This is a genomic window from Cupriavidus sp. 2TAF22 (assembly GCF_052115045.1).
Classification (GTDB): domain Bacteria; phylum Pseudomonadota; class Gammaproteobacteria; order Burkholderiales; family Burkholderiaceae; genus Cupriavidus.
This window is the reverse complement of record NZ_JBFRFX010000006.1, coordinates 137,530-162,629: the sequence shown is the minus strand read 5'-3', so window position 1 is coordinate 162,629 and position 25,100 is coordinate 137,530. Positions and strand designations below refer to the sequence as shown.

At 66.7% G+C, this 25,100-nt stretch carries 23 protein-coding genes; 8 read left to right on the top strand and 15 right to left on the bottom strand.

The window, feature by feature from the left end:
- The first annotated feature begins 82 nt into the window (after positions 1 to 82).
- Together AB4Z48_RS09750 and mutY are read left to right on the top strand one after the other, a co-directional pair.
- Entirely contained in the window at positions 83 to 2,026 is a 1,944-nt protein-coding gene (locus tag AB4Z48_RS09750; RefSeq protein ID WP_441613717.1) for a dynamin family protein, read from the top strand.
- Between the two features lie 94 nt (positions 2,027 to 2,120).
- A complete protein-coding gene (gene mutY / locus AB4Z48_RS09745; RefSeq protein ID WP_441613716.1) occupies positions 2,121 to 3,290 on the top strand; it encodes an A/G-specific adenine glycosylase in 1,170 nt (389 codons plus the stop codon).
- 150 nt (positions 3,291 to 3,440) lie between these two features.
- Here mutY and AB4Z48_RS09740 read toward each other — a convergent pair whose 3' ends face one another.
- From AB4Z48_RS09740 to AB4Z48_RS09690, 11 genes are all read right to left on the bottom strand, one after another.
- Complete coding sequence (locus AB4Z48_RS09740; protein ID WP_441613715.1) at positions 3,441 to 4,124, bottom strand: LON peptidase substrate-binding domain-containing protein; 684 nt, start codon at positions 4,122 to 4,124, stop codon at positions 3,441 to 3,443.
- Between the two features lie 86 nt (positions 4,125 to 4,210).
- On the bottom strand, positions 4,211 to 5,128 hold the full coding sequence (gene rapZ / locus AB4Z48_RS09735) for an RNase adapter RapZ (protein ID WP_441613714.1): 918 nt from the start codon (positions 5,126 to 5,128) through the stop codon (positions 4,211 to 4,213).
- Between the two features lie 124 nt (positions 5,129 to 5,252).
- Positions 5,253 to 5,342, bottom strand: a complete 90-nt coding sequence (locus AB4Z48_RS09730; RefSeq protein ID WP_441613823.1) for a PsiF family protein — start codon at positions 5,340 to 5,342, stop codon at positions 5,253 to 5,255.
- Positions 5,343 to 5,390: 48 nt separating this feature from the next.
- Positions 5,391 to 6,362, bottom strand: coding sequence for an HPr(Ser) kinase/phosphatase (gene hprK / locus AB4Z48_RS09725; RefSeq protein ID WP_017230420.1), 972 nt, complete (start codon positions 6,360 to 6,362; stop codon positions 5,391 to 5,393).
- Positions 6,363 to 6,439: 77 nt separating this feature from the next.
- Complete coding sequence (ptsN, locus tag AB4Z48_RS09720) at positions 6,440 to 6,895, bottom strand: PTS IIA-like nitrogen regulatory protein PtsN (RefSeq protein WP_441613713.1); 456 nt, start codon at positions 6,893 to 6,895, stop codon at positions 6,440 to 6,442.
- 404 nt (positions 6,896 to 7,299) lie between these two features.
- Positions 7,300 to 7,650: a ribosome hibernation-promoting factor, HPF/YfiA family gene (gene hpf / locus AB4Z48_RS09715; protein WP_441613712.1), complete on the bottom strand. Its 351-nt coding sequence runs from the start codon at positions 7,648 to 7,650 to the stop codon at positions 7,300 to 7,302.
- Positions 7,651 to 7,699: 49 nt separating this feature from the next.
- Entirely contained in the window at positions 7,700 to 9,175 is a 1,476-nt protein-coding gene (locus AB4Z48_RS09710; RefSeq protein ID WP_441613711.1) for an RNA polymerase factor sigma-54, read from the bottom strand.
- A 147-nt stretch (positions 9,176 to 9,322) separates the two neighbouring features.
- Positions 9,323 to 10,108: an LPS export ABC transporter ATP-binding protein gene (gene lptB / locus AB4Z48_RS09705; RefSeq protein WP_441613710.1), complete on the bottom strand. Its 786-nt coding sequence runs from the start codon at positions 10,106 to 10,108 to the stop codon at positions 9,323 to 9,325.
- Between the two features lie 44 nt (positions 10,109 to 10,152).
- Positions 10,153 to 10,797, bottom strand: coding sequence for a lipopolysaccharide transport periplasmic protein LptA (gene lptA / locus AB4Z48_RS09700; protein ID WP_441613709.1), 645 nt, complete (start codon positions 10,795 to 10,797; stop codon positions 10,153 to 10,155).
- 89 nt (positions 10,798 to 10,886) lie between these two features.
- Complete coding sequence (lptC, locus tag AB4Z48_RS09695; protein ID WP_441613708.1) at positions 10,887 to 11,516, bottom strand: LPS export ABC transporter periplasmic protein LptC; 630 nt, start codon at positions 11,514 to 11,516, stop codon at positions 10,887 to 10,889.
- 15 nt (positions 11,517 to 11,531) lie between these two features.
- On the bottom strand, positions 11,532 to 12,515 hold the full coding sequence (locus AB4Z48_RS09690; RefSeq protein ID WP_441613707.1) for a KpsF/GutQ family sugar-phosphate isomerase: 984 nt from the start codon (positions 12,513 to 12,515) through the stop codon (positions 11,532 to 11,534).
- Positions 12,516 to 12,666: 151 nt separating this feature from the next.
- Between AB4Z48_RS09690 and AB4Z48_RS09685 the strand changes: the two genes are divergently transcribed.
- Entirely contained in the window at positions 12,667 to 14,646 is a 1,980-nt protein-coding gene (locus AB4Z48_RS09685; RefSeq protein WP_441613706.1) for a monovalent cation:proton antiporter-2 (CPA2) family protein, read from the top strand.
- A 70-nt stretch (positions 14,647 to 14,716) separates the two neighbouring features.
- Here AB4Z48_RS09685 and AB4Z48_RS09680 read toward each other — a convergent pair whose 3' ends face one another.
- Together AB4Z48_RS09680 and AB4Z48_RS09675 are read right to left on the bottom strand one after the other, a co-directional pair.
- The gene (locus tag AB4Z48_RS09680; protein WP_441613705.1) at positions 14,717 to 15,109 is read right to left on the bottom strand and encodes a ribbon-helix-helix domain-containing protein; all 393 of its coding nucleotides are present in this window, start codon (positions 15,107 to 15,109) and stop codon (positions 14,717 to 14,719) included.
- Positions 15,110 to 15,166: 57 nt separating this feature from the next.
- On the bottom strand, positions 15,167 to 15,745 hold the full coding sequence (locus tag AB4Z48_RS09675; RefSeq protein ID WP_441613704.1) for a DJ-1/PfpI family protein: 579 nt from the start codon (positions 15,743 to 15,745) through the stop codon (positions 15,167 to 15,169).
- A 164-nt stretch (positions 15,746 to 15,909) separates the two neighbouring features.
- On the opposite strand from AB4Z48_RS09675, the gene AB4Z48_RS09670 reads away from it, so the two are divergent.
- The 3 genes from AB4Z48_RS09670 to AB4Z48_RS09660 all read left to right on the top strand — a co-directional run bounded on the left by AB4Z48_RS09670 (position 15,910) and on the right by AB4Z48_RS09660 (position 19,092).
- Positions 15,910 to 16,482: an adenine phosphoribosyltransferase gene (locus tag AB4Z48_RS09670; protein WP_441613703.1), complete on the top strand. Its 573-nt coding sequence runs from the start codon at positions 15,910 to 15,912 to the stop codon at positions 16,480 to 16,482.
- Between the two features lie 44 nt (positions 16,483 to 16,526).
- On the top strand, positions 16,527 to 17,135 hold the full coding sequence (locus AB4Z48_RS09665) for a LysE family translocator (RefSeq protein WP_441613702.1): 609 nt from the start codon (positions 16,527 to 16,529) through the stop codon (positions 17,133 to 17,135).
- 271 nt (positions 17,136 to 17,406) lie between these two features.
- On the top strand, positions 17,407 to 19,092 hold the full coding sequence (locus AB4Z48_RS09660) for a Na/Pi cotransporter family protein (protein WP_441613701.1): 1,686 nt from the start codon (positions 17,407 to 17,409) through the stop codon (positions 19,090 to 19,092).
- A gap of 31 nt (positions 19,093 to 19,123) precedes the next feature.
- Here the strand turns inward: AB4Z48_RS09660 and AB4Z48_RS09655 are convergent, their stop codons facing one another.
- A complete protein-coding gene (locus AB4Z48_RS09655; protein WP_441613700.1) occupies positions 19,124 to 19,609 on the bottom strand; it encodes an adenosine-specific kinase in 486 nt (161 codons plus the stop codon).
- A 131-nt stretch (positions 19,610 to 19,740) separates the two neighbouring features.
- Positions 19,741 to 22,602, bottom strand: a complete 2,862-nt coding sequence (gene uvrA / locus AB4Z48_RS09650) for an excinuclease ABC subunit UvrA (RefSeq protein ID WP_441613699.1) — start codon at positions 22,600 to 22,602, stop codon at positions 19,741 to 19,743.
- A 338-nt stretch (positions 22,603 to 22,940) separates the two neighbouring features.
- On the opposite strand from uvrA, the gene AB4Z48_RS09645 reads away from it, so the two are divergent.
- Complete coding sequence (locus AB4Z48_RS09645) at positions 22,941 to 24,209, top strand: MFS transporter (protein ID WP_441613698.1); 1,269 nt, start codon at positions 22,941 to 22,943, stop codon at positions 24,207 to 24,209.
- 205 nt (positions 24,210 to 24,414) lie between these two features.
- Positions 24,415 to 24,969: a single-stranded DNA-binding protein gene (locus AB4Z48_RS09640; RefSeq protein ID WP_441613697.1), complete on the top strand. Its 555-nt coding sequence runs from the start codon at positions 24,415 to 24,417 to the stop codon at positions 24,967 to 24,969.
- Positions 24,970 to 25,100: the final 131 nt, after the last annotated feature.

The following is a 25,100-nucleotide window of genomic DNA, read 5'->3' as shown; positions in this document are numbered from 1 at the left end:
CGTCCTGGCGCGAGCCGGCGTAGATTCCTGCGCGTGGCACCTGGCGCTGCCGCGGGGCTCAGCGCTCAAGATCCCAGTACCAATGACAACCCTCGCCCATCAATTCGAACAATACGGTGCCTGGAGAACCGGGGTACTCGATTCCCTGGCTGAATTCCGCTCGTGGCTGCAGCAGCACGATCTCTACGATGCGCAGGCCGACGAACGCGTGCAGCGCATCCAGGGTGTGCTCAAGAGTGACCGGCTCAAGGTTGCCTTCATTGCTGAGTTCTCGCGCGGCAAGAGCGAACTGATCAACGCCATCTTCTTTGCCGACTACGGCCGGCGCATCCTGCCGTCGTCGGCCGGGCGCACCACCATGTGCCCGACCGAGCTGCGCTACGACGAGAGCGAGGCGCCCTGCATACGCCTGCTGCCGATCGAGACGCGCATGCAGGAAGCCTCCACCGCCGACTTCCTCGACGTCGATTCGCACTGGCATACCGTGCCGCTCGATCCGTCGTCGCCCGACGGCATGCTCGCCGCCTTCCGCCACGTGATCGAGACCAGCCGCGTCACGCGCGAGATGGCCGAATCGCTGGGCCTGTACAACGACAAGGACCCCGACGCCGCGTACGCGCTCGACGCCGACGGCATGGTGGAGATTTCGCGCTGGCGCCATGCGGTGATCAACTTCCCGCATCCGCTGCTGCGCCAGGGCCTGGTGATCCTCGACACGCCGGGGCTGAACGCCATCGGTACCGAGCCGGAGCTGACGCTGCGCCTGATCCCGGATGCGCATGTGGTGGTGTTCATGCTCGCAGCCGACGCGGGCGTGACCAAGAGCGACCTCGAGCTCTGGCGCAGCCATGTCAGCGCCGGCCACCGCAAGGGTTGCCTGGCGGTGCTCAACAAGATCGACGGCCTGTGGGACCCGCTCAAGACGCCGTCCGAGACCGCGGCGGAGATCACGCGCCAGGTCACCACCAGCGCGCAGGTGCTGGGCATCGACGAATCGCGCGTCTATCCGGTGTCGGCGCAGAAGGGGCTGGTCGCCAAGGTGACGCACGACGACGACCTGCTTGCGCGCAGCGGCCTGCCGCAGTTCGAACACGTGCTGTCGGACCAGTTGATCCCGCAGCGGCGCGAGATCGTCGCCGACCAGGTGCAGCGCTCCGTGGAGGAGATGGCGCGCGGCGCGCAGCAGCTGCTGCAAAGCCGCCGCCGCAGCATCGTCGAGCAGTTGTTCGAGCTGCGCGGCCTGCGCGGCAAGAACCACGCAATGGTCAAGCACATGCTCTCGCGCGTGCAGTCCGAGAAGGAAGAGTTCGAGCAGAGCATCGCCAAGTTCCAGGCCCTGCGGCTGGTGTTCGGGCGGCACAGCGCCGACATCATCAAGAGCCTGCAGCTGCGCGACGTGCGTCGCACCATGCGCGACCGGCGCGAGCAGATGAAGGAAAGGTTCTTCTCGCGCGGCCTGCGCGAAGACATGGACAGCCTGTTCGCGCGGCTCGGCGAACTGGTGAGCGAGGCCGACCAGAAGATCGTCCAGCTCCATCAGCTCACCGAAAGCATGTACCGCCGCTTCAATGCGGAGCATGGATTCACGCTGCCGGCGCCGATCCAGTTCGTCACCGCGCGCTATATCAGCGAACTGCAGCTGACGCTGACGCTGGCCAATACGCACTTCGGCGCCATGAGCATGCTGACGCGTTCGCGCCCGCAGCTGGTGCAGAGCGCGTTCTCCACCATCTCCAGCCGCGTGCTGGAGACCTTCCGCGACCTCAACCGCGATATCGAGATCTGGCTCAAGTCGGTGATGACGCCGCTGGAGGCGCAGGTGCGCGAGCACCAGAAGCAGTTGCGCCGCCGGGTCGATTCGATCGAGCGCATCCACGAAGCCACCGACACGCTCGAGAGCCGCATCGCGCAGCTCGAGGAAGTGCTCAACGGCCTTGACGACCGCAGCGGACGGATCGAATCGTTCGCCGGGCAGATCCTGGGCTCGGAGGGCAGCGCCGCCCCGGCGCGGGCGGTTGCGGCCTGAGGCAGGGCACAGGCACGGCGGGGCCGTGGCGCGGGAGGCGGTATCATGACGCGCCGCCGCTCCCGGCGCCGCCGCCTTTCCCGTCACGTCTCCGATGCCCCGCAAGTCCGCCGCCCTGCCTGTTGATACCCCCGCCGCCGTAGCCCCGCCGTGCGCCGACTTTGCCGCCCGCGTGGTGGCGTGGCAGCGCGTGCACGGGCGCCACGACCTGCCGTGGCAGAACACACGCGATCCCTATCGCATCTGGCTGTCCGAGATCATGCTGCAGCAGACCCAGGTCAGCGCGGTGATCGAGTACTTCCAGCGTTTTGTAAGCCGCCTTCCCACGGTCGCCGCGCTTGCCGCCGCGAGCGCCGATGAGGTGATGGCCCTGTGGGCCGGGCTCGGCTATTACTCGCGCGCGCGCAACCTGCATCGCTGCGCCAAGGCCGTGATGAGCGAGCACGGCGGCGCGTTCCCGAGCGATCCGGAGGTACTGGTGACGCTGCCCGGCATCGGCCGCTCCACCGCGGCCGCGGTGGCCGCGTTCAGCGCCGGCGTGCGATCGCCGATCCTGGATGGCAACGTCAAGCGCGTGTTCGCCAGGTTCTTCGGCATTCACGGACATCCCGGCGTCAAGGCGGTCGAGACCCGCATGTGGCAGCTGGCGGGCGAAGTGTTGCCGGCCGAGGGCCCTGCGCAGTCCGAGGATATGGTGTCCTACACCCAGGGCCTGATGGATCTCGGCGCCACCGTCTGCTCGCGCGGCAAGCCTGCATGCCTGGGCGCGGCGCAGTCGTGCCCGCTGTCGGCGGACTGCGTGGCACGCCGCGACGGCCTGACTGCCGTGCTGCCCACGCCCAAGCCGCGCGCCGCCATCCCCGAGCGCAGCACCGTGATGCTGCTGGTGCGGCGCGGCCGCGAGGTCCTGCTGGCGCTGCGCCCGGACAGCGGCATCTGGGGTGGATTGTGGAGCCTGCCTGAAATGCCGGTCGACACCGTGCCCTTCGATGCCGAGCAGGCCGAAGACGCAGCGCTCGAACGCGCCCGCGAATTCGGAACCCCGGACCGTGCCGCGATGGTCGGCGAGCTCACCCACGTCTTCACCCACTTTCGCCTGCTCATCCGCGCCATCCGCGTCGACATGAGCGGCGCGCTGGCCGTGCGCGATAGCGGCGACGGCCCGGCGCTGCGCTGGATCTCGCTCGACGACCTGGATGAAGTCGGCACTCCCGCACCGGTACGCAAGCTGCTGGAAACGCAAGCGCGGGGAGGCTTGTTCTAAGGGTGGGTCAGCAAGGGTGAAGAAATCGCAGCGAGTGGCAGGTGGAGGTGCGAGGAGCGCGGCCGTAGATGGGTACGGCGAGCACCACAGTGCCTGACACCGCTTGCGCAGCAGATTTGCTCGTCCCTTCCTGAACCTTCCTGAACCTTCCTAGAGGATGTGGTGTTGGTGCATGTATTTGTGGACGATCTCGATCCGCATCCCCGCATCGGGCAGGGCCATCAGCATCTGCTTCGCCTTGAGCGGTACCGGCAGCAGTTCGCACAGGCGGTTCGCCACCCAGCTCGGGTCGTCCCACAGGAAAGGCTCGCTGAAGGGCAGCTTGCCGGGATGCTCGGCGTGCAGAGAGCTGACGATGCGGCGTAGCACGGTCAGGCATTCGCCCAGCAATTCGAGCTTGCAGTCGATGATGTCCGCAGGCAGCAATCTGGCCTGGCCCACCATCAGGCCGTCTTCGCGCACGCTGTGGCTGAGCAGCTGGAAGCGCTGCCGCCCGCGCGTACTGATCAGCAGCACGCCGAGCTGCTCCATATTGCAATCGACGATATCCGCGAGGCAGCCGACCGTCTCCGGCATGGTGGGCTCGCCGGGATGCGCGACCTCGCTGCCGCTGGCGATCAGGCACACGCCGAAGGGTGTGCGGTCGCGCATGCAGGCACGCACCATGTCCACGTAGCGCGCCTCGAACACGCGCAGTGGCAGCAGGCCATCGGGGAACAGAACGGTGTGCAGCGGAAACAGCGGCAGGCTATCCAGCCGGGGCGGCGCCGGCGTAGCGGATGAGGACGGCGAGGTCGACGGGCCGGGAGCGGTGGGCGTGGCGCGTGAGGACATGCTGAGCCAGCAAAGGTTGCGCCCGGGCAGCGATGCCGGACACCGGCGGCCCGGGCGGGGACCGCGGAGCCTGGCGTCGCGGCATGTCAGCCGCCCGGCGCGAGCTCGCGGTGTCTCACCAGCACATTACCATGCGCGCGGAAATAGTTGGCAAGTCTTTCGGCGATGTACACCGAACGATGCTGGCCGCCGGTGCAGCCGATGGCCACGGTCAGGTAGCTGCGGTTGTCGGCGATGAAACTCGGCAGCCACTTTTCGACGTAGGCGCGGATATCCTCGGCCATCGCCAGCACCATCGGCTGGCTCTGCAGGAAATCGATCACCGGCTCGTCGCGCCCGGTCAGCGGCCGCAGCGCGAGGTCGTAGTAAGGATTCGGCAGCGAGCGCACATCGAACACCATGTCCGCGTCGCTGGGCACGCCGTGCTTGAAGCCGAACGATTCGAACAGCAGCGTGAGCCGCAGGTCGTCGTCCCGCACGAACTCCTTGATCCACGCGCGCAGGGTGTTGGTGCGCACATTGCTGGTATCGATGCGGTGCGCGGCCTCCGCCAGGGGACTGAGCAACTCGCGCTCCATCTCGATCGCTTCGATCAGCGAAGTGTCGTTGAGCGGCGCATCGGCATCGGGTGCATTGCCCGCATCGTCGCCCGTGGCGGCGGGCAGGCCGGCCTTGTCGACACGCATCGACAGCGGGTGCCGCCGGCGAGTCTCGGAGTAGCGCTGTACCAGCGCATCGGTATTGGCCGTCAGGAAGACCACGCGGACCTCGTGCTCCGCGGCGAGGTCGCGCAGCGTGCCGGGCAACTGGTCCAGCGATTCGCGGCTGCGGATATCGGTGGCGACCCCGAGGTGGGTATAGCCCTGGGCGGCCAGGTAGCGCGCCAGTTCCGGGATGAACTGGGCCGGCAGGTTGTCGACGCAGTAATAGCCTGCGTCTTCCAGTACGTTCAGGGCGACGGATTTGCCGGAGCCGGAAATTCCGGTGATAAGTATGATGCGCATAGCGTCACAAGCATAACATCAGGCGATGACGCCGTCATGACGGTATCGTGACGGGCAGGCCTCATAAAAAATGACGAACCGGAGTTCGCCATTTGCACATGCGTCCACGAAAGGGCGACCCTTGTTACTTGGACAGGCATTCCTTCATGAATGCCTTGCGCTCGTCGCCCTTCTTCATGCTTGCTCTCCTGGCTGTGGAAAACGTTGACGCCAGTGCGCGGCAGCAATGTAAGCAAATGAGAAGTGGCGCAGAAACCGCTTGTCAGAGCAGGCGGCCCTGGCCCCGCGAAGCGACATCGGCCTGCATCGCGGCACGCTGGCGGTCCATGAAATCACGCAGCGTATCGATGCCGCGCAGGCGCAGGATAGTGTTGCGCACGGCGGCCTCGACCAGCACGGCGAGATTTCGGCCGGCCGCCACCTGGATCTTGACCATGTGGATCGGCAGGCCAAGCACGTCGAGGTATTGGGAATCCAGCGGCAGGCGCTCGAACTCGCCATCGTTGCGCCGCACCAGCTGCACCACCAGCTTCATCTTCATTTTCCGGCGCACCGCAGTCTCGCCGAAGATGGTCTTGATGTCGAGCAGGCCCAGTCCGCGCACTTCGAGCAGGTTCTGCAGCAGCGGCGGGCAGCGGCCTTCGATGAAGTCAGGCCCCAGGCGCACGAAGTCCACCGCATCGTCGGCCACCAGTCCGTGTCCGCGCGAGATCAGTTCCAGGCCTAGTTCGCTCTTGCCCAGACCCGACTCGCCCATGATCAGCACGCCCATGCCGAGGATGTCGAGGAACACGCCGTGCATGGTCACGCGCGGCGCGGAAATCCGCGACAGATAGAGCCGCAGGTGGTCGATGACCGCGGCCGAGGATACCGGCGTGGTGAACAGGGGCGTGGACGAGCGCGTGCAGCGCAGTTCCAGGTCGGGGGGTGGCTCCATGCCGTCCGCGATCACCAGGAAGGGCGGCTCGAGCAGGATCAGCTCGCCCATCTGGCGTTTGCGCATTTCGTCGTCGAGACGCTGGTAATAGGTGATTTCGGGTTTGCCGAGCACCTGGATCCGGTTCGGGTGGATCAGGTTCAAGTGCCCGACGAGATCGGCGGCGGACGTGGCTTCACGCGCGAACTCAACGTCGAAGGCCCGGTCGGCCCCTTCCAGGCCAGCGACCCAGGAGAGTTTGATGTCGGCTGCGTTGTCGTCGAAGATCGACTGCGAGGTGACGCCAGTGAGTTCCATGCGGTGCTTTCGGGGGACAGGCTTTCAGGCCGGGGAGGCAACGGCCCTGTTGGCCGGGCAGGGCTTGCCCCGGCGGGTCAGGGATGCCATTGCGTCAGCAACTGGTGCACGGCATCGGGAGTGGGCAGGGTAGCGAGTCCTTCGCGCATTTCGCGGTCGGACAGCAGCTGGGCAATCTCGGAAAGGATCTCCAGGTGCTGCTGGGTAGCCTGTTCGGGCACGAGCAGGAAGATCAGCAGCGACACCGGCTTGCCGTCAGGCGACTCGAAGGGGATCGGCTCGCCCAGGCGCATGAAGGCGGCCAGGGGCTGCTTGAGGCCCTTGATGCGACCGTGCGGAATGGCAACCCCGGCTCCGAGGCCGGTCGAGCCCAGCGATTCGCGGGCGAACAGGTTGTCGGTCACGGTAGCGCGCGCTACGCCATGGTTGTTCTCGAAGAGGAGCCCGGCCTGTTCGAACACCCGCTTCTTGCTGGTGACGCTGACGTCGAGGTTGATGTTGCCGGGTGGCAGCAATTTAGCCAAACGATTCATGTGGAATGCGCAGGTTTTTCTAGTAAGCAGGCCCGTGGCCAGGAGAGGGCCGCACCAGGCAAAGGGGATAGAAAGGCTCGTGCCCTCGTTTCACCGGTTATCCCATGCCGGTGTCGGGCGTCTGGCCATTATAGAGCAGGCCCGCCCCCGCCTTGTGCATTGCAATAGCCGATGCGCGGAAGCGGTGCCGCGCGCACGGAAAAATTGCCGCGCTATTGCTTATGTATTGCACAGCATACACCGGGAGCGTGGCCTTGCGGAATCCCCTTGCGTGATTCGATACCGGCCGTAAAGGCGGAAGAACGGCACAAAAATGCGCGCAAAAAAGCCGCGCATCGGGCGCGGCTTGTTCTGGTTTCAAGGGACTGACACCGACGGCCCCCTAGGTGGGCCGCCAGGCACGGTCATTGCTGCATCTGCGCTGCGGCCAATTGATACTTGACCGCTTCGCGGTCGTGGCTTTGCACGCGATCCTTGTGGCGAATCACCTGCCGGTCGAGCTTGTCGACTAGCGCGTCGATAGCGGCATACAGGTCTTCGTGATGCGCTTCGACAAAGATGTCCTTGCCCTTGAGATGTAGATTGATTTCCGCGTACTGCCGCCGGTCCTTTTCTTTTGTATTGTCGACAGATAGCAGCACACTTACGCCAATGACTTGATCGAAATGCCTGACGATACGCTCCAGTTTCGTTTCCACGTACTCACGCAGCGGGGGCGTGATGTCCAAGTGGTGTCCACTGATCTTGAAGTTCATAGCGTTTCTCCTTCTGAAAGAGTTGCATCAGGCAGGCGATGCAACTCGGCTACAAAGACTTGCGGAGATTTACGGCAGGGATTTTCAGCGCCTCGCGGTACTTGGCGACGGTACGGCGCGCCACCACGAAGCCTTGCTCGCCGAGCAGTTCGGCGATCCTGCTATCCGACAGGGGATTCCTGGGATCTTCGGCTCCTATGAGTTGCTTGATCAACGCTCGAATTGCCGTTGAAGAGGCCGCGCCGCCGGTTTCTGTGGATACGTGACTGCCGAAGAAATACTTCAGCTCGAAAGTCCCCATCGGCGTTGCCATGTATTTATTGGTTGTCACCCGAGAGATGGTGGACTCGTGTAGACCCAGTGTATCGGCAATCTCCCGCAAAACCAAGGGGCGCATCGCAATTTCCCCGTGGGTGAAGAAGTTCTTTTGACGTTCGACAATCGCTTGTGCGACGCGCAATATGGTGTCGAAGCGCTGCTGGATATTCTTGATCAACCAGCGTGCTTCCTGCAATTTTTGCTGCAGTCCGGCAGCCCCTGAATCGCCTTTTGCACCGCGCAAAATCTGCGCGTACATATCGTTGATGCGTAGCCGCGGCATCACATCCGGATTGAGTTGCGCGATCCAGCCGCCGCTCATTTTTCGCACGAAAACATCCGGCACCACGAAATCCGCCTCGGGGCGGCTATAGGCATGGCCGGGATACGGGGCGAGCGAGCGGATCAGTTCGTGCGCGGCCTTGAGGTCGGCCTCGTCGACCTGCAGCGCTTTCTTCAGGCGCGTGTAGTCGCGCACCGCGAGCAGCTCCAGGTGGCTGGTGACGATGGTCAGGGCCAGTTCGCGCTGCGGATGGGTGAGCCGGCGCAGTTGCAGCGCCAGGCATTCGGCGGCGTTGCGCGCACCTACGCCGGCCGGGTCGAAGCTCTGCAGCAGGGTCAGGACGGCGTGTACCTCGTCGATCTCGAACTCGAGTTCCTCGGGCAGTTCGGCGCAGATCTCCTCGAGCGAAGCGCTAAGGTATCCGTCGTCGTCCAGCGACTCGACCAGGAAGATCGCGAGCCCTTTGTCGCGCATGGAAATCTTCAGCGGCGCGAGTTGCTCCATCAGGTGCTCGCGCAGCGTCGGCTCGGCGTCACGCAGCTGCATCGGCGTCTTTTCGTCCTCGTCGCCCTGCGGGCGGCGGGCAAAGTCGTCGAGGCTCCAGTCGCTGCCGTAATCCTCGCCGCTGTCGGCGTAGTTGTCGTCGCCATCGGCGGCGCCGTCGGGGCGGTTCTCGCTGGTGCCCTGGCCATCGGCGGGCGCAGGCGCGGGCGCGCTCTGCAGGTTGACGGAGCCATCGGCACCCACGCGCAGCGGGCTTTCGATCCAGTCGTTTTCGCGTTCGAGCAGGGGGTTCTCGGTGAGCGCTTGCTCAACTTCCTGCTGCAGTTCGAGCGTGGACAGTTGCAGCAGCCGGATCGACTGCTGGAGTTGCGGCGTAAGCGCGAGATGCTGCGAGAGGCGGAGCTGTAGCGACGGTTTCATGCGACCTATTTTATGCGCAACTTCCATGCCGTTGGAACGGAAATTGCTATCGCTGATGCCGCCGTGATCGTTTGCAGGATGAAAGGCGACATGAACGCCGCCTGGCCGCGAATATCCCGGCTGCGCGGCAGTAGGCCGCGCCCCGCGTTACATGCGGAAGTTCTCGCCCAGGTAGACCTTGCGCACCGATTCGTTGGCAATGATGTCTTCGGGCTGGCCTGACGCCAGCACGGTGCCTTCGCTGATGATATACGCGTGGTCGCAGATGCCAAGCGTCTCGCGCACGTTGTGGTCCGTGATGAGCACGCCGATGTTGCGTGCCTTGAGGAAGCTGACGATGCGCTGGATTTCGCCCACCGCGATCGGGTCCACGCCGGCGAACGGTTCGTCGAGCAGGATGAAGCGCGGCGCGGAAGCCAGCGCACGGGCGATTTCCACGCGGCGGCGCTCGCCACCGGACAGCGACAGCGCCGGATTCTCGCGCAGGTGGGCGATCTGCAGGTCGTCGAGCAGCGAGTCCAGGCGTCGCTCGATATCCGCCTTGGACAGCGGCTTGCCGTCGTGCACCTGCAACTCGAGCACGGCGCGGATGTTCTCCTGCACGTTGAGCTTGCGGAACACCGAGGCTTCCTGCGGCAGGTAGGACAGGCCCATGCGCGCGCGCTCGTGGATGGCGAGGCCGCTGATGTGCTTGTCGTCGAGCACGATGTCGCCTTCGTCCAGCGCCACCAGCCCGACGATCATGTAGAACGAAGTGGTCTTGCCCGCGCCGTTGGGACCCAGCAGCCCGACCACCTCGCCGCTCTTCACGTCGAGCGACACGTCCTTGACCACCGTGCGCGAGCCGTAGCGCTTCTTCAGGTGGCGCACGACCAGGGTGCTGCTCTCGGTCAGGACGTTGGGCTGGGACGGTTCGGTTTGGGTAGCGGTCATGAAGGCTGAATCCGTGGATCGGGCGGCGCTGCTGCGCGCCGGCGTCAGGGGTTGGCGGGGGCAGGGGCCGGCTTGAGCGGCAGCGGACTGGCGGCGGCGCCGCTGGCGGGCTGCTCCTGGCGCGGCGAGAGCACCGCGCGCACGCGTCCGGACGGGCTGCCTGCCGTGGCGTTCTCGGCGCCGCCGGTGGCCGTGTAGAACTCGTTGCGGCTGTCGTAGGTGATCACGGCACCGCGGATCTCGTCGACCAGCTTGGCGCCGGCCAGGCGCGCCATGCGGGCGCGGCCGATCAGCTTGGAGATTTCCTGCTTGCCGTCGGACTCGATGCGGTCGCCCCAGCCGTCGATGTATTCGTCGACGTTGTCGCGCTTCTGGCGGATATAGGCCTGCTTGCCTGCCTTCGAGGTGGCCACGGCGTACTGGTAGCCCTCGGGGTCGGTGCGCACTTCGGCCGCATCGGACTTCAGCACCATGGTGCCCTTGGTCAGCACCACGTTGCCGGTCAGTACGTACACCTGCTTGACGTCGTCGTAGCTGGCATTGTCCGCCTCCAGCACCAGTGGCTTGTCGCGGTCGGCCTTCTCGGCGCGGGCGGGCGCGGCCAGCGCAAGGCCGAGCATGGCTGCCAGCGTCAGCAGGGCAGCCGTGCTGCGACGGCGACAGGACGATGTCGTCAGGAATGGATTCATATTGGCGTGGTGGCGGTTGGCGCGGGCGGCTCTGGCCCGCGGGCGGCTTCGTTTCTTGGCTGTTTCCGGGCGCGGCGCGTCAGGCTTCGTCAGGGCTGCTTCGCGGCGCTGGCCGGCGGCCCCGTAATGATGGTGCCGTGTACGTTACCCAGCAATTGTACTTCGCGGGTGACGTTGTTGAAGATCAGGCCGTTGGCGGTCATCACCGACGGGCCGCGCGTGAGCTTGACGGCCTTGTCGGTCTTGACGATGTCGTCGTTGACCAGCACCTGGAAGTACTCGGACGCAGCGGTCATCTGCGGATCCTTGGCGGGATCGGGCCCCTGCGCGCGCACGATCAGCGCGTTGCCGAACAGGTCCACCACCGAGCCCTCGGCATTCATGGTGCCGCGGTCGGAGTGGCCGGTCACCGGCGGGCGGTCAATCTCATAGGCGCGCATGGCCGGGCGCGTCACTTCGTAGGTCTGGTCGTCCTCGAAGTGGGTCATCTTGTCGCCGGTGAAGCGCATCTTGGTGTTTCCGTCCTCGGCAAGCTCCGTGGCGGAAAAATGGATCATGTAGTAATCCGGCTCGTGCTTCTTGCCGACCGGGCCGGTGGCGGCTTCGCGCGGCGAGTTGACCTGCACCAGCCAGAAAGTGCTGCCCGCCACCAGCGCCATCAGCAGCAGTGGCAGCAGCCGCATTCCGAGCCGGCTCACGGAGGACAGGAGATCCCGCATATGCTGTGGCCGCCCTCAGATGACCTTGGCGCGGGTCAGGTCGTGGATATGCAGCGCGCCGACCAGGCGGTGCTCGGCGTCGACCACCAGCATCTGGTTGATGCGGTTCGCCTCCATCACCTGCACCGCTTCCACGGCCAGCTGGTCCGGGCCCACGGCGTGTGGCGCGCGGTGCATGACCTCGCTGATCGGCACCGTCTTCCAGTCGCGGGGGGTCTCCAGCAGGCGGCGCAGGTCGCCGTCGGTGAACACGCCGATCAGGTGATCGTCCGGATCCACCACGGCGGTCATGGCCATGCCCTTGCGCGTGATTTCCATCAGCGCCTGTGCCAGCGGTGTGCTTTCGCGCACCTTGGGCACCGCGTTGCCGCTGCGCATGACATCGCGCACATGGGTCAGGAGCTTGCGCCCGAGCGCGCCGCCCGGGTGCGAGCGGGCGAAGTCTTCCTCGCCGAAGCCGCGCGCGTCGAGCACCGCCACCGCCAGCGCGTCGCCCATCGCCAGCGCGGCGGTGGTGCTGGCGGTCGGCGCCAGGTTGAGCGGGCAAGCTTCCTTCTCGACGCCGGCATTGAGGTGGGCGTCGGCCATCTTGGCCAGCGTGGAGCCGGGATTGCCGGTCACCGAGATCAGCTTGGCGCCGATGCGCTTGACGATCGGCAGGATCGACAGCAGCTCGGCGGTCTCGCCGGAATTGGAGAAGGCGATCAGCACGTCGTCGCGCGTGACCATGCCGAGGTCGCCGTGGCTGGCCTCGGCAGGATGCACGAAGAACGAGGGCGTGCCGGTCGACGCCAGCGTAGCGGCCACCTTGCGGCCGATATGCCCGGACTTGCCGATGCCCGACACCACCACGCGGCCGCTGCACTCCAGCGTGAGCTGCACGGCATGCGCGAATTCGCCGTCCAGGCGGCCCGCAAGGGCGGCAACGGCGTCTGCTTCGATCTGGAGGGTCTCGCGAGCAAGCCGAAGTGCTCGATCCGCATTGAAATTAGCTATCATGGCGACGAAGTATACCAACGAATGCGATGGCGCCTTGCCTGTTCCGGGGATCGGGCAGCAAAGGCGGCCGCCGCGCTTGCCGTAATCCGCCGGCAGGGTCGCCCGCGCCGGGCGTGGCCCTGTCCCGGGGCGGCGTACCAGGCCCTTGTCGATGCACTCTCCGCTGGACCTGACTCTCGTGTTGCTGGCCGCCGCCGTGTTCGGCGTGGTCGCATTCCGCATGCTGCAGCTGCCGCCGATGCTGGGATACCTGGCGGTCGGCATCCTGATCGGTCCTCACGCGCTAGGCCTGGCCAGCGATACCGCGCAGACCAAGTACCTGGCCGAATTCGGCGTGGTCTTCCTGATGTTCTCGATCGGGCTGGAGTTCAGCCTGAGCAAGCTCAAGGCCATGAAGCGCCAGGTGTTCGGGCTGGGCGGCTCGCAGGTGGTGCTGTCGATGCTCGTGGTGGTGCCGGCGAGCTGGCTGTTCAACTGGGCGTTCCCGATGACCTGGCAGGCTTCGGTGGCGCTCGGCGGGGCGCTGGCGATGTCGTCCACCGCAATCGTGTCCAAGATGCTCTCGGAGCGCCTGGAGCTGGAAAGCGAGCACGGGCGCAACATCATCAGCATCCTGCTGTTCCAGGATCTGGCGGTGGTGCCGCTGCTGATCGTGATCCCCGCGCTGTCGCGCGATCCCGGCGACATGGCCATGGCGCTGGCGCTGGCCACGCTGAAGATCGCGGTGGCCCTGAGCCTGATCTTCTTCGTCGGGCAGAAAGTGATGAGCCGTTGGTTCCACGTGGTGGCCGCGCGCCGCTCGCAGGAACTGTTCATGCTCAACCTGCTCCTGGTCACGCTCGGCATGGCGGCGCTGACCGAGCGGCTCGGGCTGTCGATGGCGCTGGGCGCCTTCATGGCCGGCATGCTGATCTCCGAGACGCCCTACCGCCACCAGGTGGAAGAAGACATCAAGCCCTTCCGCGACGTACTGCTCGGGCTGTTCTTCGTCACCATCGGCATGTTGCTCAATATCCACGTGGTGCTGGACCACCTGTGGCTGGTGCTGGGGCTGCTGGCGGTGCCGATCCTCTTCAAGCTGCTGCTGATCTCCGGCCTGGCACGCGCGTTCGGCTCGCGCCAGGGCGTGGCGATCCGCACCGGCCTGGGCCTGGCGCAGGCGGGCGAGTTCGGCTTCGTGCTGCTCAACCAGATCGACGGGCTGAACCTGGTCGATCCGGTGCTGATCCAGGTCATCCTGGCCTCGATGCTGCTCTCGATGCTGGCCGCGCCCTTCCTGATCCAGTACAGCGATGCCATCGTGCTGCGCTTCGCCGCCAATGAATGGCTCATGCAGTCGCTCAACATGACGCGCATCGCCGCGCAGAGCCTGCAGACGGAAAAGCACGCCATCATCTGCGGCTTCGGCCGCAGCGGGCAGAACCTCGCCCACATGCTCGAGCGCGAGGGCATCACCTATGTCGCGCTCGATCTGGACCCCGACCGCGTACGCGAGGCCGCGGGCGCCGGCGACACCGTGGTGTACGGCGACGCCGGCCGGCGCGAGGCGCTGATCGCCGCCGGGCTGCACCGGGCCGCCGCCATGATCATCACTTACGCCAACACACCTTCCGCCCTCAAGGTGCTGCACCACGTGCAGGAGCTCGCGCCGGCCCTGCCGGTGATCGTGCGCACCGTGGACGACTCGGAACTCGACATCCTGCAGAAGGCCGGCGCCACCGAGGTGGTGCCGGAGATCATCGAAGGCAGCCTGATGCTGGCCTCGCACGCGCTGGTGCTGCTCGGCGTGCCGATGCGCCGCGTGGTGCGCGGCGTGCAGCAGGCGCGCGACGCGCGCTACAGCCTGCTGCGCGGATACTTTCACGGGCGCGACGACGAAGAGGATATGGTCGAGCGCGACTCGGTGCGCCTGCATTCGGTCTCGCTCGGCCCCGACGCCACTGCGCTCGGGCGCAGCCTCGGCGCGCTGGGGCTGGAACGCATCGGGGTGGAGGTGACGGCAGTGCGCCGGCGCGGTATCCGCGCCTTCGACCCCCAGCCGGAAACCGTGCTGGAGCCGGGCGACGTGGTGGTGTTGCGCGGGCAGCCGGAGGCGCTGGAGGCGGCGGAAAAACGCATGCTGACGGGCTGAAGGGCGCACGGCCCGCAAGGACGGCCTGCAAGCACGCCCCGCAAGCGCCCGGCAAGGCACGGCTGTGGCGCTATGCCGCCACGCGGCTGGCGGTTTTCGATCCTTCCACGCTGTCGGCCCATGACGGCGGCAGGCCTTCGAGCACGGAGCGCGCGTCGAGCGAGCGGATCGGGATGCTCGGATCGGCCGGGATGCGGCCCTCTGCCTGCAGCATCAGGTACCGCAGGCAGCACACGCGCAGGAAGGAGGTGAAATTCGCCGCCTCGCCGCGGTAGGCGGCCAGTTCGTCGTGCAGCCGCGTGATGAGCTGGCCCACGCTCATGCCGTCGCGCCCGGCCAGCGTTTCCAGGACTTCCCAGAACAGGCTTTCCAGCCGGATGCTGGTGGCCACGCCGTGCAGGCGCAGCGAGCGCGACTGGCAGAGGTACGACTCCGGGTTGGCCCGGATAAAGATTTCGCACATGGGGGACTCCGGTTCGGCGCGGCCCGGCGCAAAGGGCGGGCCGCGTTTCGGCAGCCTCTACTGTACGATCCGGGTGCCCAGCACCGCAAGGAACTGCGCCAGCCAGGCCGGATGCGCAGGCCATGCGGGCGCGGTCACCAGGTTGCCGTCGGTGTGGGCCTGGTCCACGGGGATGTCGGCGTATTTGCCGCCAGCCAGGCGCACCTCGGGCGCGCAGGCCGGGTAGGCCGAGCAGGTGCGGCCCTCCAGCACGCCGGCCGCGGCCAGCAGCTGGGCGCCGTGGCAGACCGCGGCGATCGGCTTGTTGGCGCTGGCGAAGTGGCGCACGATCTCCAGCACACGGTCGTTCAGGCGCAGATACTCCGGCGCGCGCCCGCCCGGGATGACCAGCGCATCGTAGGCGACGGGGTCGACCTCGGCGAAGGTCGCGTTCAGCGTGAAGTTGTGGCCGCGCTTCTCGCTATAGGTCTGGTCGCCCTCGAAATCGTGGATGGCGGTCGCGCAGCTGGCGCCGGCCTTCTTGTCCGGGCAGACCGCATGGACCGTATGGCCCACCATCTGGAGTGCCTGGAAAGGCACCATGGTTTCGTAGTCCTCGGCGTAGTCGCCAACCAGCATCAAGATCTTTTTTGCCATCGCGGTCTCCTGTATGGTTACGGGTGCCCGGCGGAACGGCGCGCAAGCCTGCGCGCCCGGCCCCCCTGGTACCAGCCCATTGTGTTGCCGTTCGCGGCAGCCCGGGTGGTAGCCCATTACCGCATCCGGCCTGCCACGGCGGCAGGCTGTCAGAACGAGTTCCCATGCCCAATACCACTATCCAGTCGTCCGCCCTCGGCCACGTCACCGACTACCTGCGCGAGCGCATCCGCACCGTGCCCGACTGGCCGCAGCCCGGCGTGATGTTCCGCGATATCACGCCTCTGCTGCAGGATCCCAAGACCCTGCGCGTGCTGATCGACGTCTTCGTCCACCGCTATATGGACGCCCGCCTGGACCTGGTCGCCGGCATCGACGCGCGCGGCTTCATTCTCGGCGCCATCGTGGCCTACGAGCTCAACCTCGGCTTCGTGCCGATCCGCAAGAAGGGCAAGCTGCCCTTCCAGACCGTGTCCGAGGAATACGAGCTGGAATACGGCAGCGCCACCGTCGAGATCCACGCCGACGCCTGCAAGGCCGGCGACCGCGTGCTGCTGATCGACGACCTGATCGCCACCGGCGGCACCATGATGGCCGGGCGCAAGCTGCTCGAGCGCCTGGGCGCCACGGTGGTGGAGGGCGCCGCCATCGTCGACCTGCCGGAGCTGGGCGGTTCGCGCCATCTGCTCGACAGCGGGCTGCCGCTGTTCACGGTGTGCCGCTTCGACGGCCATTGAGGCGCGCCGCGCGCTCACCTGGATAGACCACCGGAGCCTGTTCCATGCCGGATCTCATGCTGTTCCTCGTCACCTCGGTGGCCATCACCCTGGCTCCCGGGCCCGACAACCTGCAAGTGCTGGCGCGCGGCATGGCGCAGGGGCGCCGCGCCGGCGTGGCGGCGGCGCTGGGCTTTGCTTTCGGTTGTCTCTTCCACACCGTGGTGGCAGCCGTGGGGCTGGCGGCCGTGCTGCGTTCCTCGCCGCTGGCCTTCCAGTGCATCAAGTTCGCGGGGGCCGCCTACCTGATCTGGATCGGCATCCAGGCGCTGCGCTCGCGCGGGGCGCTGGGCAAGGCCGCCGACACGCCGGAGGTGCCGCTGTCCACGGTGTTCCGCCAGAGCGTGCTGGCCAACCTGATGAACCCCAAGGTGACGCTGTTCTTCCTGGTGTTCCTGCCGCAGTTCGTGCGCGCCGATGCCGCCCACCCGGGCTGGCAGATGCTGGTGCTGGGCGTGGTCTTCATGCTGCAGACGGCGGTGGTGTTCTCGCTGTTCGGGCTGTTCGCGGGTGTGCTGGGCGACTGGCTCAAGCACCGTCCGCGCGCCGGCCGCTGGCTTGACCGCGTTGCCGGCGCGATCTTCGTGGTGCTCGGCATCAAGGTCGCGCTATAGGCCCGGACGCCCGGGCATCCGGACGCCCGAACAGCCCGGACGCCCGGTGTCCGCGCGGCCCCGCTGCCGCCCGGACTGCCGGCACTGTTGCGCAGTTCCACGCGCCATCCCCATGGCGTTGCCCGCACATGCATGCGGGCGCATAATGCCCCATTGACAACAACGATACGATGACCGGGCGGCAACTTGCGGCCGGCATTTGCCTCAGCCTTCATGCCGGGCTCCGGCACCTGCCATCGCAACGGCGGCACCGGTCACAGAAGGGTGGACCATGGGCGTTTTACTTCATTTGCTTTCCGGCGTGGCGCTGCTGGTTTGGGGCACCAACATCGTCAAGGTGGGCATCTTGCGCGTGTACGGCGCCAACCTGCGCCACGTGCTTTCCTCCAGTATCTCCAACCGCCTCTCGGCCTTTGCCGCCGGGCTCGGCGTGACCGGCCTGGTGCAGAGCAGCAATGCCACCGCGGTGATCGTCAGTTCCTTTGTCGGCCAGGGCCTGATTGCCGTGGCACCGGCGCTGGCCATCATGCTGGGCGCCAACGTGGGCACCGCGATCATGGTGCAGGTGTTCTCGCTGGACCTGTCGTGGCTGTCGCCGCTGCTGATCTTCGTCGGGGTGATCCTGCACCTGTCCTGGAAGGGCAACAAGCCCGGCCACGTCGGCCGCGTGCTGATCGGCCTGGGGCTGATCACGCTGGCGCTCGAGCTGATCTCCATCGCCACGCGCCCGGTGGTGCAGGCAGCCGGCGTCAAGGTGCTGTTCGGCACGCTGACGGGCGATCCGACGCTCGACATGCTGATCGGCGCCTTCCTCACCATCCTGTGCTACTCGAGCCTGGCAGTGGTGCTGTTCTGCGGCGCGCTGGCCTCGGCCGGCGTGGTTTCGCTGCACGTGGCGCTGGCCCTGGTGCTGGGCGCCAACCTCGGCTCCGGGATCTCGGCGCTACTCACCACCTCGGGCAACAACCAGCCCGGCAAGCGCGTCACGCTGGGCAACCTGCTGTCGCGCCTGCTTGGCTGCGTGGTCGCGCTGCCCCTGCTGGGGCAGGCCGAGAGCCTGCTCGCGCTGTTCGATGCCGACCCGCAGCGGCTGGTGGTGAACTTCCACCTGCTGTTCAACGTGGCGCTGGCGGTGTTGCTGCTGGGCGCCACCGGCCCGCTGGCGCGCCTGTGCGAGGCGGTGCTGCCGGGCCGCAATACCGGCGACAGCCAGGTCACGCCGCGCCACCTGGACCTGGCCGCGCTGTCCACGCCCGCGCTGGCGCTGTCCAACGCCGCGCGCGAAGTGCTGCGCATCGGCGACCGCATCGAGCAGATGCTCGACAACATGCTGCGGGTGCTGCGCAACAACGATGCCAAGCTGGCCGCCGCCACCTGCCGCATCGACGACGAGGTGGACGACCTCTACACCGCCATCAAGCTCTACCTGACCCAGATCAGCCTGGAGGCCCTCGACGAGCGCGACGGCCGGCGCTGGACCGAAATCATCTCGCTCACCATCAACCTCGAGCATGCCGGCGACATCATCGAGCGCATCCTGCTGGATGCGCGCGACAAGAAGATCGCCCACAACCTGGCCTTCTCGGAGGCAGGCATGCAGGAAATCGCGCAGATGCATGCGCGCGTGGTGGCGAACCTGCGCCTGGGCTTGTCGGTCTTCCTCTCCGGCGACCTCAGGAGCGCGCAGCAACTGATGGCCGAGAAGGCCACCTTCCGCGACCTGGAGCGCCAGTACGCGCGCACCCACCTGCAGCGCATCGCCGTGCAGACCGCGGAGAGCATCGAGACCAGCTCGCTGCACCTCGACGTGATCAGTGACCTCAAGCGCCTGAACTCGCTGTTCTGCGCCACGGCCTACCCGGTGCTGGAAGAGGCGGGCGTGCTCAACCGCAGCCGCATGAAGGAGGACGACGGCGAGCCGCCGGTGCGGGCAGTGCCGTCCGCCCAGGCGCACTGAGGCGCGGCCCGCGCCCGGCGGGCGCGGGATGTCAGAGCTTGTAGCCGATCTGGCGCAACAGGTCGCGCCGCCAGGCGATGTCGGCGTCGGTTTCCAGCCCGAGCGGCGGCTCGCCGTCCACCACGCCCAGTACCGCGCGGCCTTGCGCGGTCTGCGCGATCACCACCTCGACGGAATTGGCCGTGGCGCAGTAGATCCTGCAGACCTCGGGCACCGCGCGCACCGCGCCCAGCACATTGACGGGATAGAAGCCGTCGCCCAGGAACAGCAGGAAGCTGTGCCCGGCGCCGATCGCCATGGCGTTGCTGCAGGCCAGGTCGATCAGCCCGTCGTCGTTGCCGGACCAGCGCACCAGGCGCTTGCCCGAGGCTTCGCAGAAGGCCAGCCCGAAGCGGATGCCCGGCACCGCGCCGACCAGCGCCTCGTGGATGTCGTCGACGGTCTTGATGAAGTGCGACTGGCCGAAGATGAAGTTGGTCGCCTCCGGCTTGGAGACCGGTACTACGCTGAGTTCCATGGCCATGCTCCTGCATCGACCCGAGCGAATCGGGATCTTCCGCAGTCCATGGTAGGCCGCGCGGTGTCGAATGCAAGGCGCCACCGCCGCGGGGGCGCGCACGGCGGCGCGCCGGCCAGGCCGATGCGCGCTCAGCGCGCGAGCAGCGGCGCGAGGTACTTGCCGGTAAAGCTGGCGCGGCTGCCGGCCACGGTTTCCGGCGTACCCTTGGCGATCACCTGGCCGCCGCCGGCGCCGCCCTCGGGGCCCATGTCGAGCAGCCAGTCCGCGGTCTTGATCACGTCCAGGTTGTGCTCGATGATCACCACCGTATTGCCCTGGTCGCGCAGCTTGTGGATGACCTTGAGGAGCAGCTCGATGTCGTGGAAATGCAGGCCCGTGGTGGGCTCGTCCAGGATGTAGAGCGTGCGCCCGGTGTCGCGCTTGGACAGCTCCAGCGAGAGTTTCACGCGCTGCGCCTCGCCGCCCGACAGCGTGGTGGCGGACTGCCCCAGGCGGATGTAGCCCAGGCCCACGTCGAGCAGTGTCTTGAGCTTGCGCCGTACCACCGGCACTGCGTTGAAGAACTCGTGCGCCTGCTCCACCGTCATGTCCAGCGTCTCGTGGATGCTCTTGCCCTTGTAGAGCACCTCCAGCGTCTCGCGGTTGTAGCGCTTGCCGTGGCACACATCGCAAGGCACGTACACGTCGGGCAGGAAGTGCATCTCCACCTTGAGCACGCCGTCGCCCTGGCAGGCCTCGCAGCGCCCGCCCTTGACGTTGAACGAGAAGCGGCCCGGATCGTAGCCGCGCTCCTTGGCCGCCGGCACGCCGGCGAACAGCTCGCGGATCGGCGTGAACAGGCCCGTGTAGGTGGCGGGGTTGGAGCGCGGCGTGCGCCCGATCGGGCTCTGGTCGACGTTGATGACCTTGTCGAAGTGTTCCAGCCCGTCGATGCGGTCGTGCGCCGCCGGCTCCGCCGTGGAGCCGTACAGGTGGCGCGCCACCGCGTGGTACAGCGTGTCGTTGATCAGCGTCGACTTGCCCGAGCCGGATACTCCCGTGACGCAGGTCAGCAGGCCCACCGGGATCTCCGCGCTGACGTTGCGCAGGTTGTTGCCGGTGGCGTTGATGATGCGCAGCAGCTTTTCCTCGTCGGGCGCGGCACGCTCGGCCGGCACCTCGATGCGGCGCGCGCCGGACATGTACTGGCCGGTAAGCGAGTTGGGCGACTGCTCGATCTGGGCCGGCGTGCCCTCGGCCACGATCATGCCGCCGTGCACGCCGGCGCCCGGGCCGATGTCGACCACGTAGTCGCAGGCGCGGATCATGTCCTCGTCGTGCTCCACCACCAGCACGGAATTACCGATGTCGCGCAGGTGCTTGAGCGTGCCGATCAGGCGGTCGTTGTCGCGCTGGTGCAGGCCGATCGACGGCTCGTCCAGCACGTACATCACGCCGGTCAGGCCGGAGCCGATCTGCGAGGCCAGGCGGATGCGCTGCGCCTCGCCGCCCGAGAGCGTGTCCGCGCTGCGCTCGAGCGAGAGGTAGTCCAGCCCCACGTTGTTGAGGAAATTCAGGCGCGCGGTGATCTCCTTGACGATCTTGTCGGCGATCTCGCGCTTGGCGCCGTGCATGTCCAGTGTGAGGAAATACGTCAGCGCATCGCGCAGCGGCCAGCCGTTGATCTCGAAGATGGCGCGCGCCTGGTCGTTCTCGCCCAGCTTGACGTGGCGCGCCTCGGTGCGCAGCCGCGTGCCGTGGCAGGCGGGGCAGGCCTGGTTGTTCTGGTACTTGGCCAGTTCCTCGCGCACCGCGACCGAGTCGGTCTCGCGGTAGCGCCGCTCCAGATTGGGGATGATGCCCTCGAAGGCATGCTCGCGCACCGTGGTGCGGCCGCGCTCGTTCATGTAGGTGAACGGGATCTCGACGTCGCCCGAGCCATGCAGCACCACCTCCTGCACCTCGGCGGGCAGGTCCTCGAAGGCCGTATCCAGCTCGAAGTCGTAGTAGGCGGCCAGGCTCTGCAGCATCTGGAAGTAGAACTGGTTGCGCCGGTCCCAGCCCTTGATCGCGCCCGAGGCCAGCGACAGGTTGGGAAACGCCACCACCCGCTTGGGATCGAAGAAGGTGATCTGGCCCAGCCCGTCGCAGCTCGGGCAGGCGCCCATCGGGTTGTTGAACGAGAACAGGCGCGGCTCCAGCTCCTGCAGCGAGTAGGAACAGATCGGGCAGGCGAACTTGGAGCTGAAGCCGTGCTCGTGCGCGCTGTCGATCTCCAGCGCAATGGCGCGGCCGTCGGCCAGGCGCAGCGCCGTCTCGAACGATTCCGCCAGGCGCTGCTTGATGTCGGCGCGTACCTTGACGCGGTCCACCACCACGTCGATGGAATGCTTTTCGGTTTTCTTCAGCTTGGGCAGCGCGTCGACTTCATAGACCACGGCCGGCGCCTCGTGCGTGGTGCCGCCGCCCGAGCGGATGCGAAAACGCACGAAGCCCTGCGCCTGCATGGTGTCGAACAGGTCGAGGTGCTCGCCCTTGCGATTGGCCACCACCGGCGCCAGGATCATCAGCTTGGTGTCTTCCGGCAGCGCCAGCGCGGCATCCACCATCTGCGACACGCTCTGTGCCTGCAGCGGCAGGTTGTGGTCCGGGCAGTAGGGGGTGCCGGCGCGCGCGAACAGCAGGCGCAGGTAGTCGTGGATCTCGGTGACCGTGCCCACCGTGGAGCGGGGGTTGTGGCTGGTTGCCTTCTGTTCGATGGCGATCGCCGGCGACAGGCCTTCGATCAGGTCCACGTCGGGCTTTTCCATCAGCTGCAGGAACTGGCGCGCGTAGGCCGAGAGCGACTCCACATAGCGCCGTTGCCCCTCGGCATACAAGGTGTCGAAGGCCAGCGATGACTTGCCCGAACCGGATAGCCCGGTGATCACGATCAGCTTGTTGCGGGGCAGATCGAGATTGATGTTCTTCAGGTTGTGGGTACGGGCACCACGGATTCTGATTTCTTCCATATACCGAATGTCTTCGCCAGGCGGGCCGCCAGTCAGGTCGACAGGCCGGTCTCACGGAATTTCCAAGAAAAAAGCATGCCAGGCACGGCTCTGGCAGCCCGCTCCGGGCCGCGCGGCGCCCGTTGCGGCGCCCAAAGCGCGGCGAAGCAAACCTGTTAATATACCGAACTTCGGTTTCCGGGGTTGCCCGTCCTTGTGTGGCGATGCCTCCGAGGGTGTCTCCGAGGGTCCCGCGATGGGTGCCATCCGGGGGCTTCCGGGGGTGCAGCGCGGCACCGCATCCGGCGTGCTGCATGGGCCGGTCCGGCAACCAGTCTCGGAAATTCCCCACGATCGCAATGTCGTCGATCCATAGCTCCTCCCAAGATGCGGCCAAGGCCGACGATTCCAAGGCCGATGGCGCCAGGCCCCAGGCCGCCGGTCGCGACCGCATGACCCGCATGGAACTGCGGGCCAGCATCTCGCTCGCCAGCATCTTCGCACTGCGCATGCTCGGGCTGTTCCTGATCCTGCCGGTGTTCGCCGAATACGCCGCCGGGCTGCCCGACGGGCACGACGCCCAGCGCGTGGGCCTGGCCATGGGCATCTATGGCCTGATGCAGGCCTTCCTCCATATCCCGCTGGGCTGGCTGTCCGACCGCGTCGGCCGCAAGCCGGTGATGGTGGCGGGGCTGCTGCTGTTCGTCGCCGGCGGCCTGGTGGCGGCCGGGTCGGACACGCTGACCGGCATCATCGTCGGCCGCTCGCTGCAAGGCATGGGCGCGATTTCCGCGGCCATCACCGCCTGCATCGCCGACCTGACCCGCGAGCAGCACCGCACCAAGGCCATGGCCATGGTCGGCGGCAGCATCGGCCTGACCTTCGCGCTGTCGCTGGTGATCGCCTCGCCGCTGCTGCACAGCATCGGCATGCCGGGCATCTTCACGCTGATGTCGGTGCTCGGCGTGGTCGCCATCCTGGTCACGCTGTTCCTGGTGCCCGCGCCGCCGCCGCCGCACCCGGTGCGCTTGCCGTTCCGTGCCGTGCTGCTCAACCCCGACCTGATCCGCCTCAACGTGGGCGTGCTCGCCCTGCATGCGTCCCAGGTCGCCATGTTCATGGTGGTGCCGGCCATGCTCAGCAGCGCCGGCATGCCGCTGGACCAGCACTGGAAGGTCTACCTGCCCGTGGTGCTGGTTTCCTTCGTCCTGATGCTCGGACCCATGATGGCGGCCGAGCGCTATGGCAAGGTGCGCCCCGTGCTGCTGTGCTCGGTCGGCCTGATGACTGCCGTGCAACTGCTGTTCGCCGCGGTGCACGGCCTGTGGGGCATCGTTGGCGTGCTGCTGCTGTTTTTCGTCGCCTTCAACGTGCTCGAAGCCATGCAGCCTTCGCTGGTGTCGCGGTACGCCGCCGCGGCGCGCGGGGCCGCGCTGGGCGTGTACAACACCACGCAGGCGATGGGCCTGTTTCTCGGCGGCGCCGTCGGCGGCTGGCTGCTCAAGCACGAAGGTCGCAGCGCGGTGTTCATCGGTTGCGCGGTCGTGCTCCTGCTCTGGCTTATAATCGCCTGGAACATGAAGTCGCCCCCGGCCCGGAAAAGTAGTGCGCCGGCCGTCGCTGCCTGAAGCAGGCGGCAGCGGGAAGGCAGGTCCGAAAGGGTTTGTCGCATCACTTCGTAAAGCTTTTCGCCGCTGTTTGGCACTAGCATGACCGCGCGCCCGACTCTATGGCCGGGGGCGCGTTATTCGTTTACGCGCATTTGTTTGCGCATCAGTCAAGGCATCGCCACGCCGCTTGCAGCAGAGGGCGTGGTCCTGGGAGAACATTCACATGGCATCGATCAACAAAGTCATCCTCGTCGGCAATCTGGGCGCGGACCCCGAAACCCGCTACATGCCCAGCGGCGACGCCGTGACCAACATCCGCCTGGCGACCACCGACCGCTACAAGGACAAGCAAAGCGGCGAGATGAAGGAAGCCACCGAGTGGCACCGCATTGCCTTCTTCGGCAAGCTGGCCGAGATCGCCGGCCAGTACCTGAAGAAAGGTTCGCAGGTCTATATCGAAGGCCGCATCCGCACGCGCAAGTGGACCGACCAGGCGGGCGCGGAAAAGTACAGCACCGAAATCGTGGCCGAACAGATGCAGATGCTGGGCTCGCGCCAGGGCATGGGCGGCGGCGGTGGCGGTGACGACATGGGCGGCGGCTACAGCGGTGGCCGCGAATCGGGCGGTGGCGGTGGTGGTGGCTACGGCGCCCGCGGCGGCCAGGCCTCCGGTGGCCAGGGCGGCGGCCAGGGTGGCGGTCAGGGTGGCGGCGCGCGTCGTCCGCAGCCAGCCCCGTCGAACGGCTTCGAGGATATGGACGACGATATTCCGTTCTGAGATACATATCTCCAGAAGTGGAGAAAAGTAGCCAAGGCCCTCTTTCTAGAGGGCTTTTTTGTTTCTGGTGACCGTCACGGAGCTATTTTGATGTGACTGGTGATGCCCGTGCCCCACGCATTGCTACACGC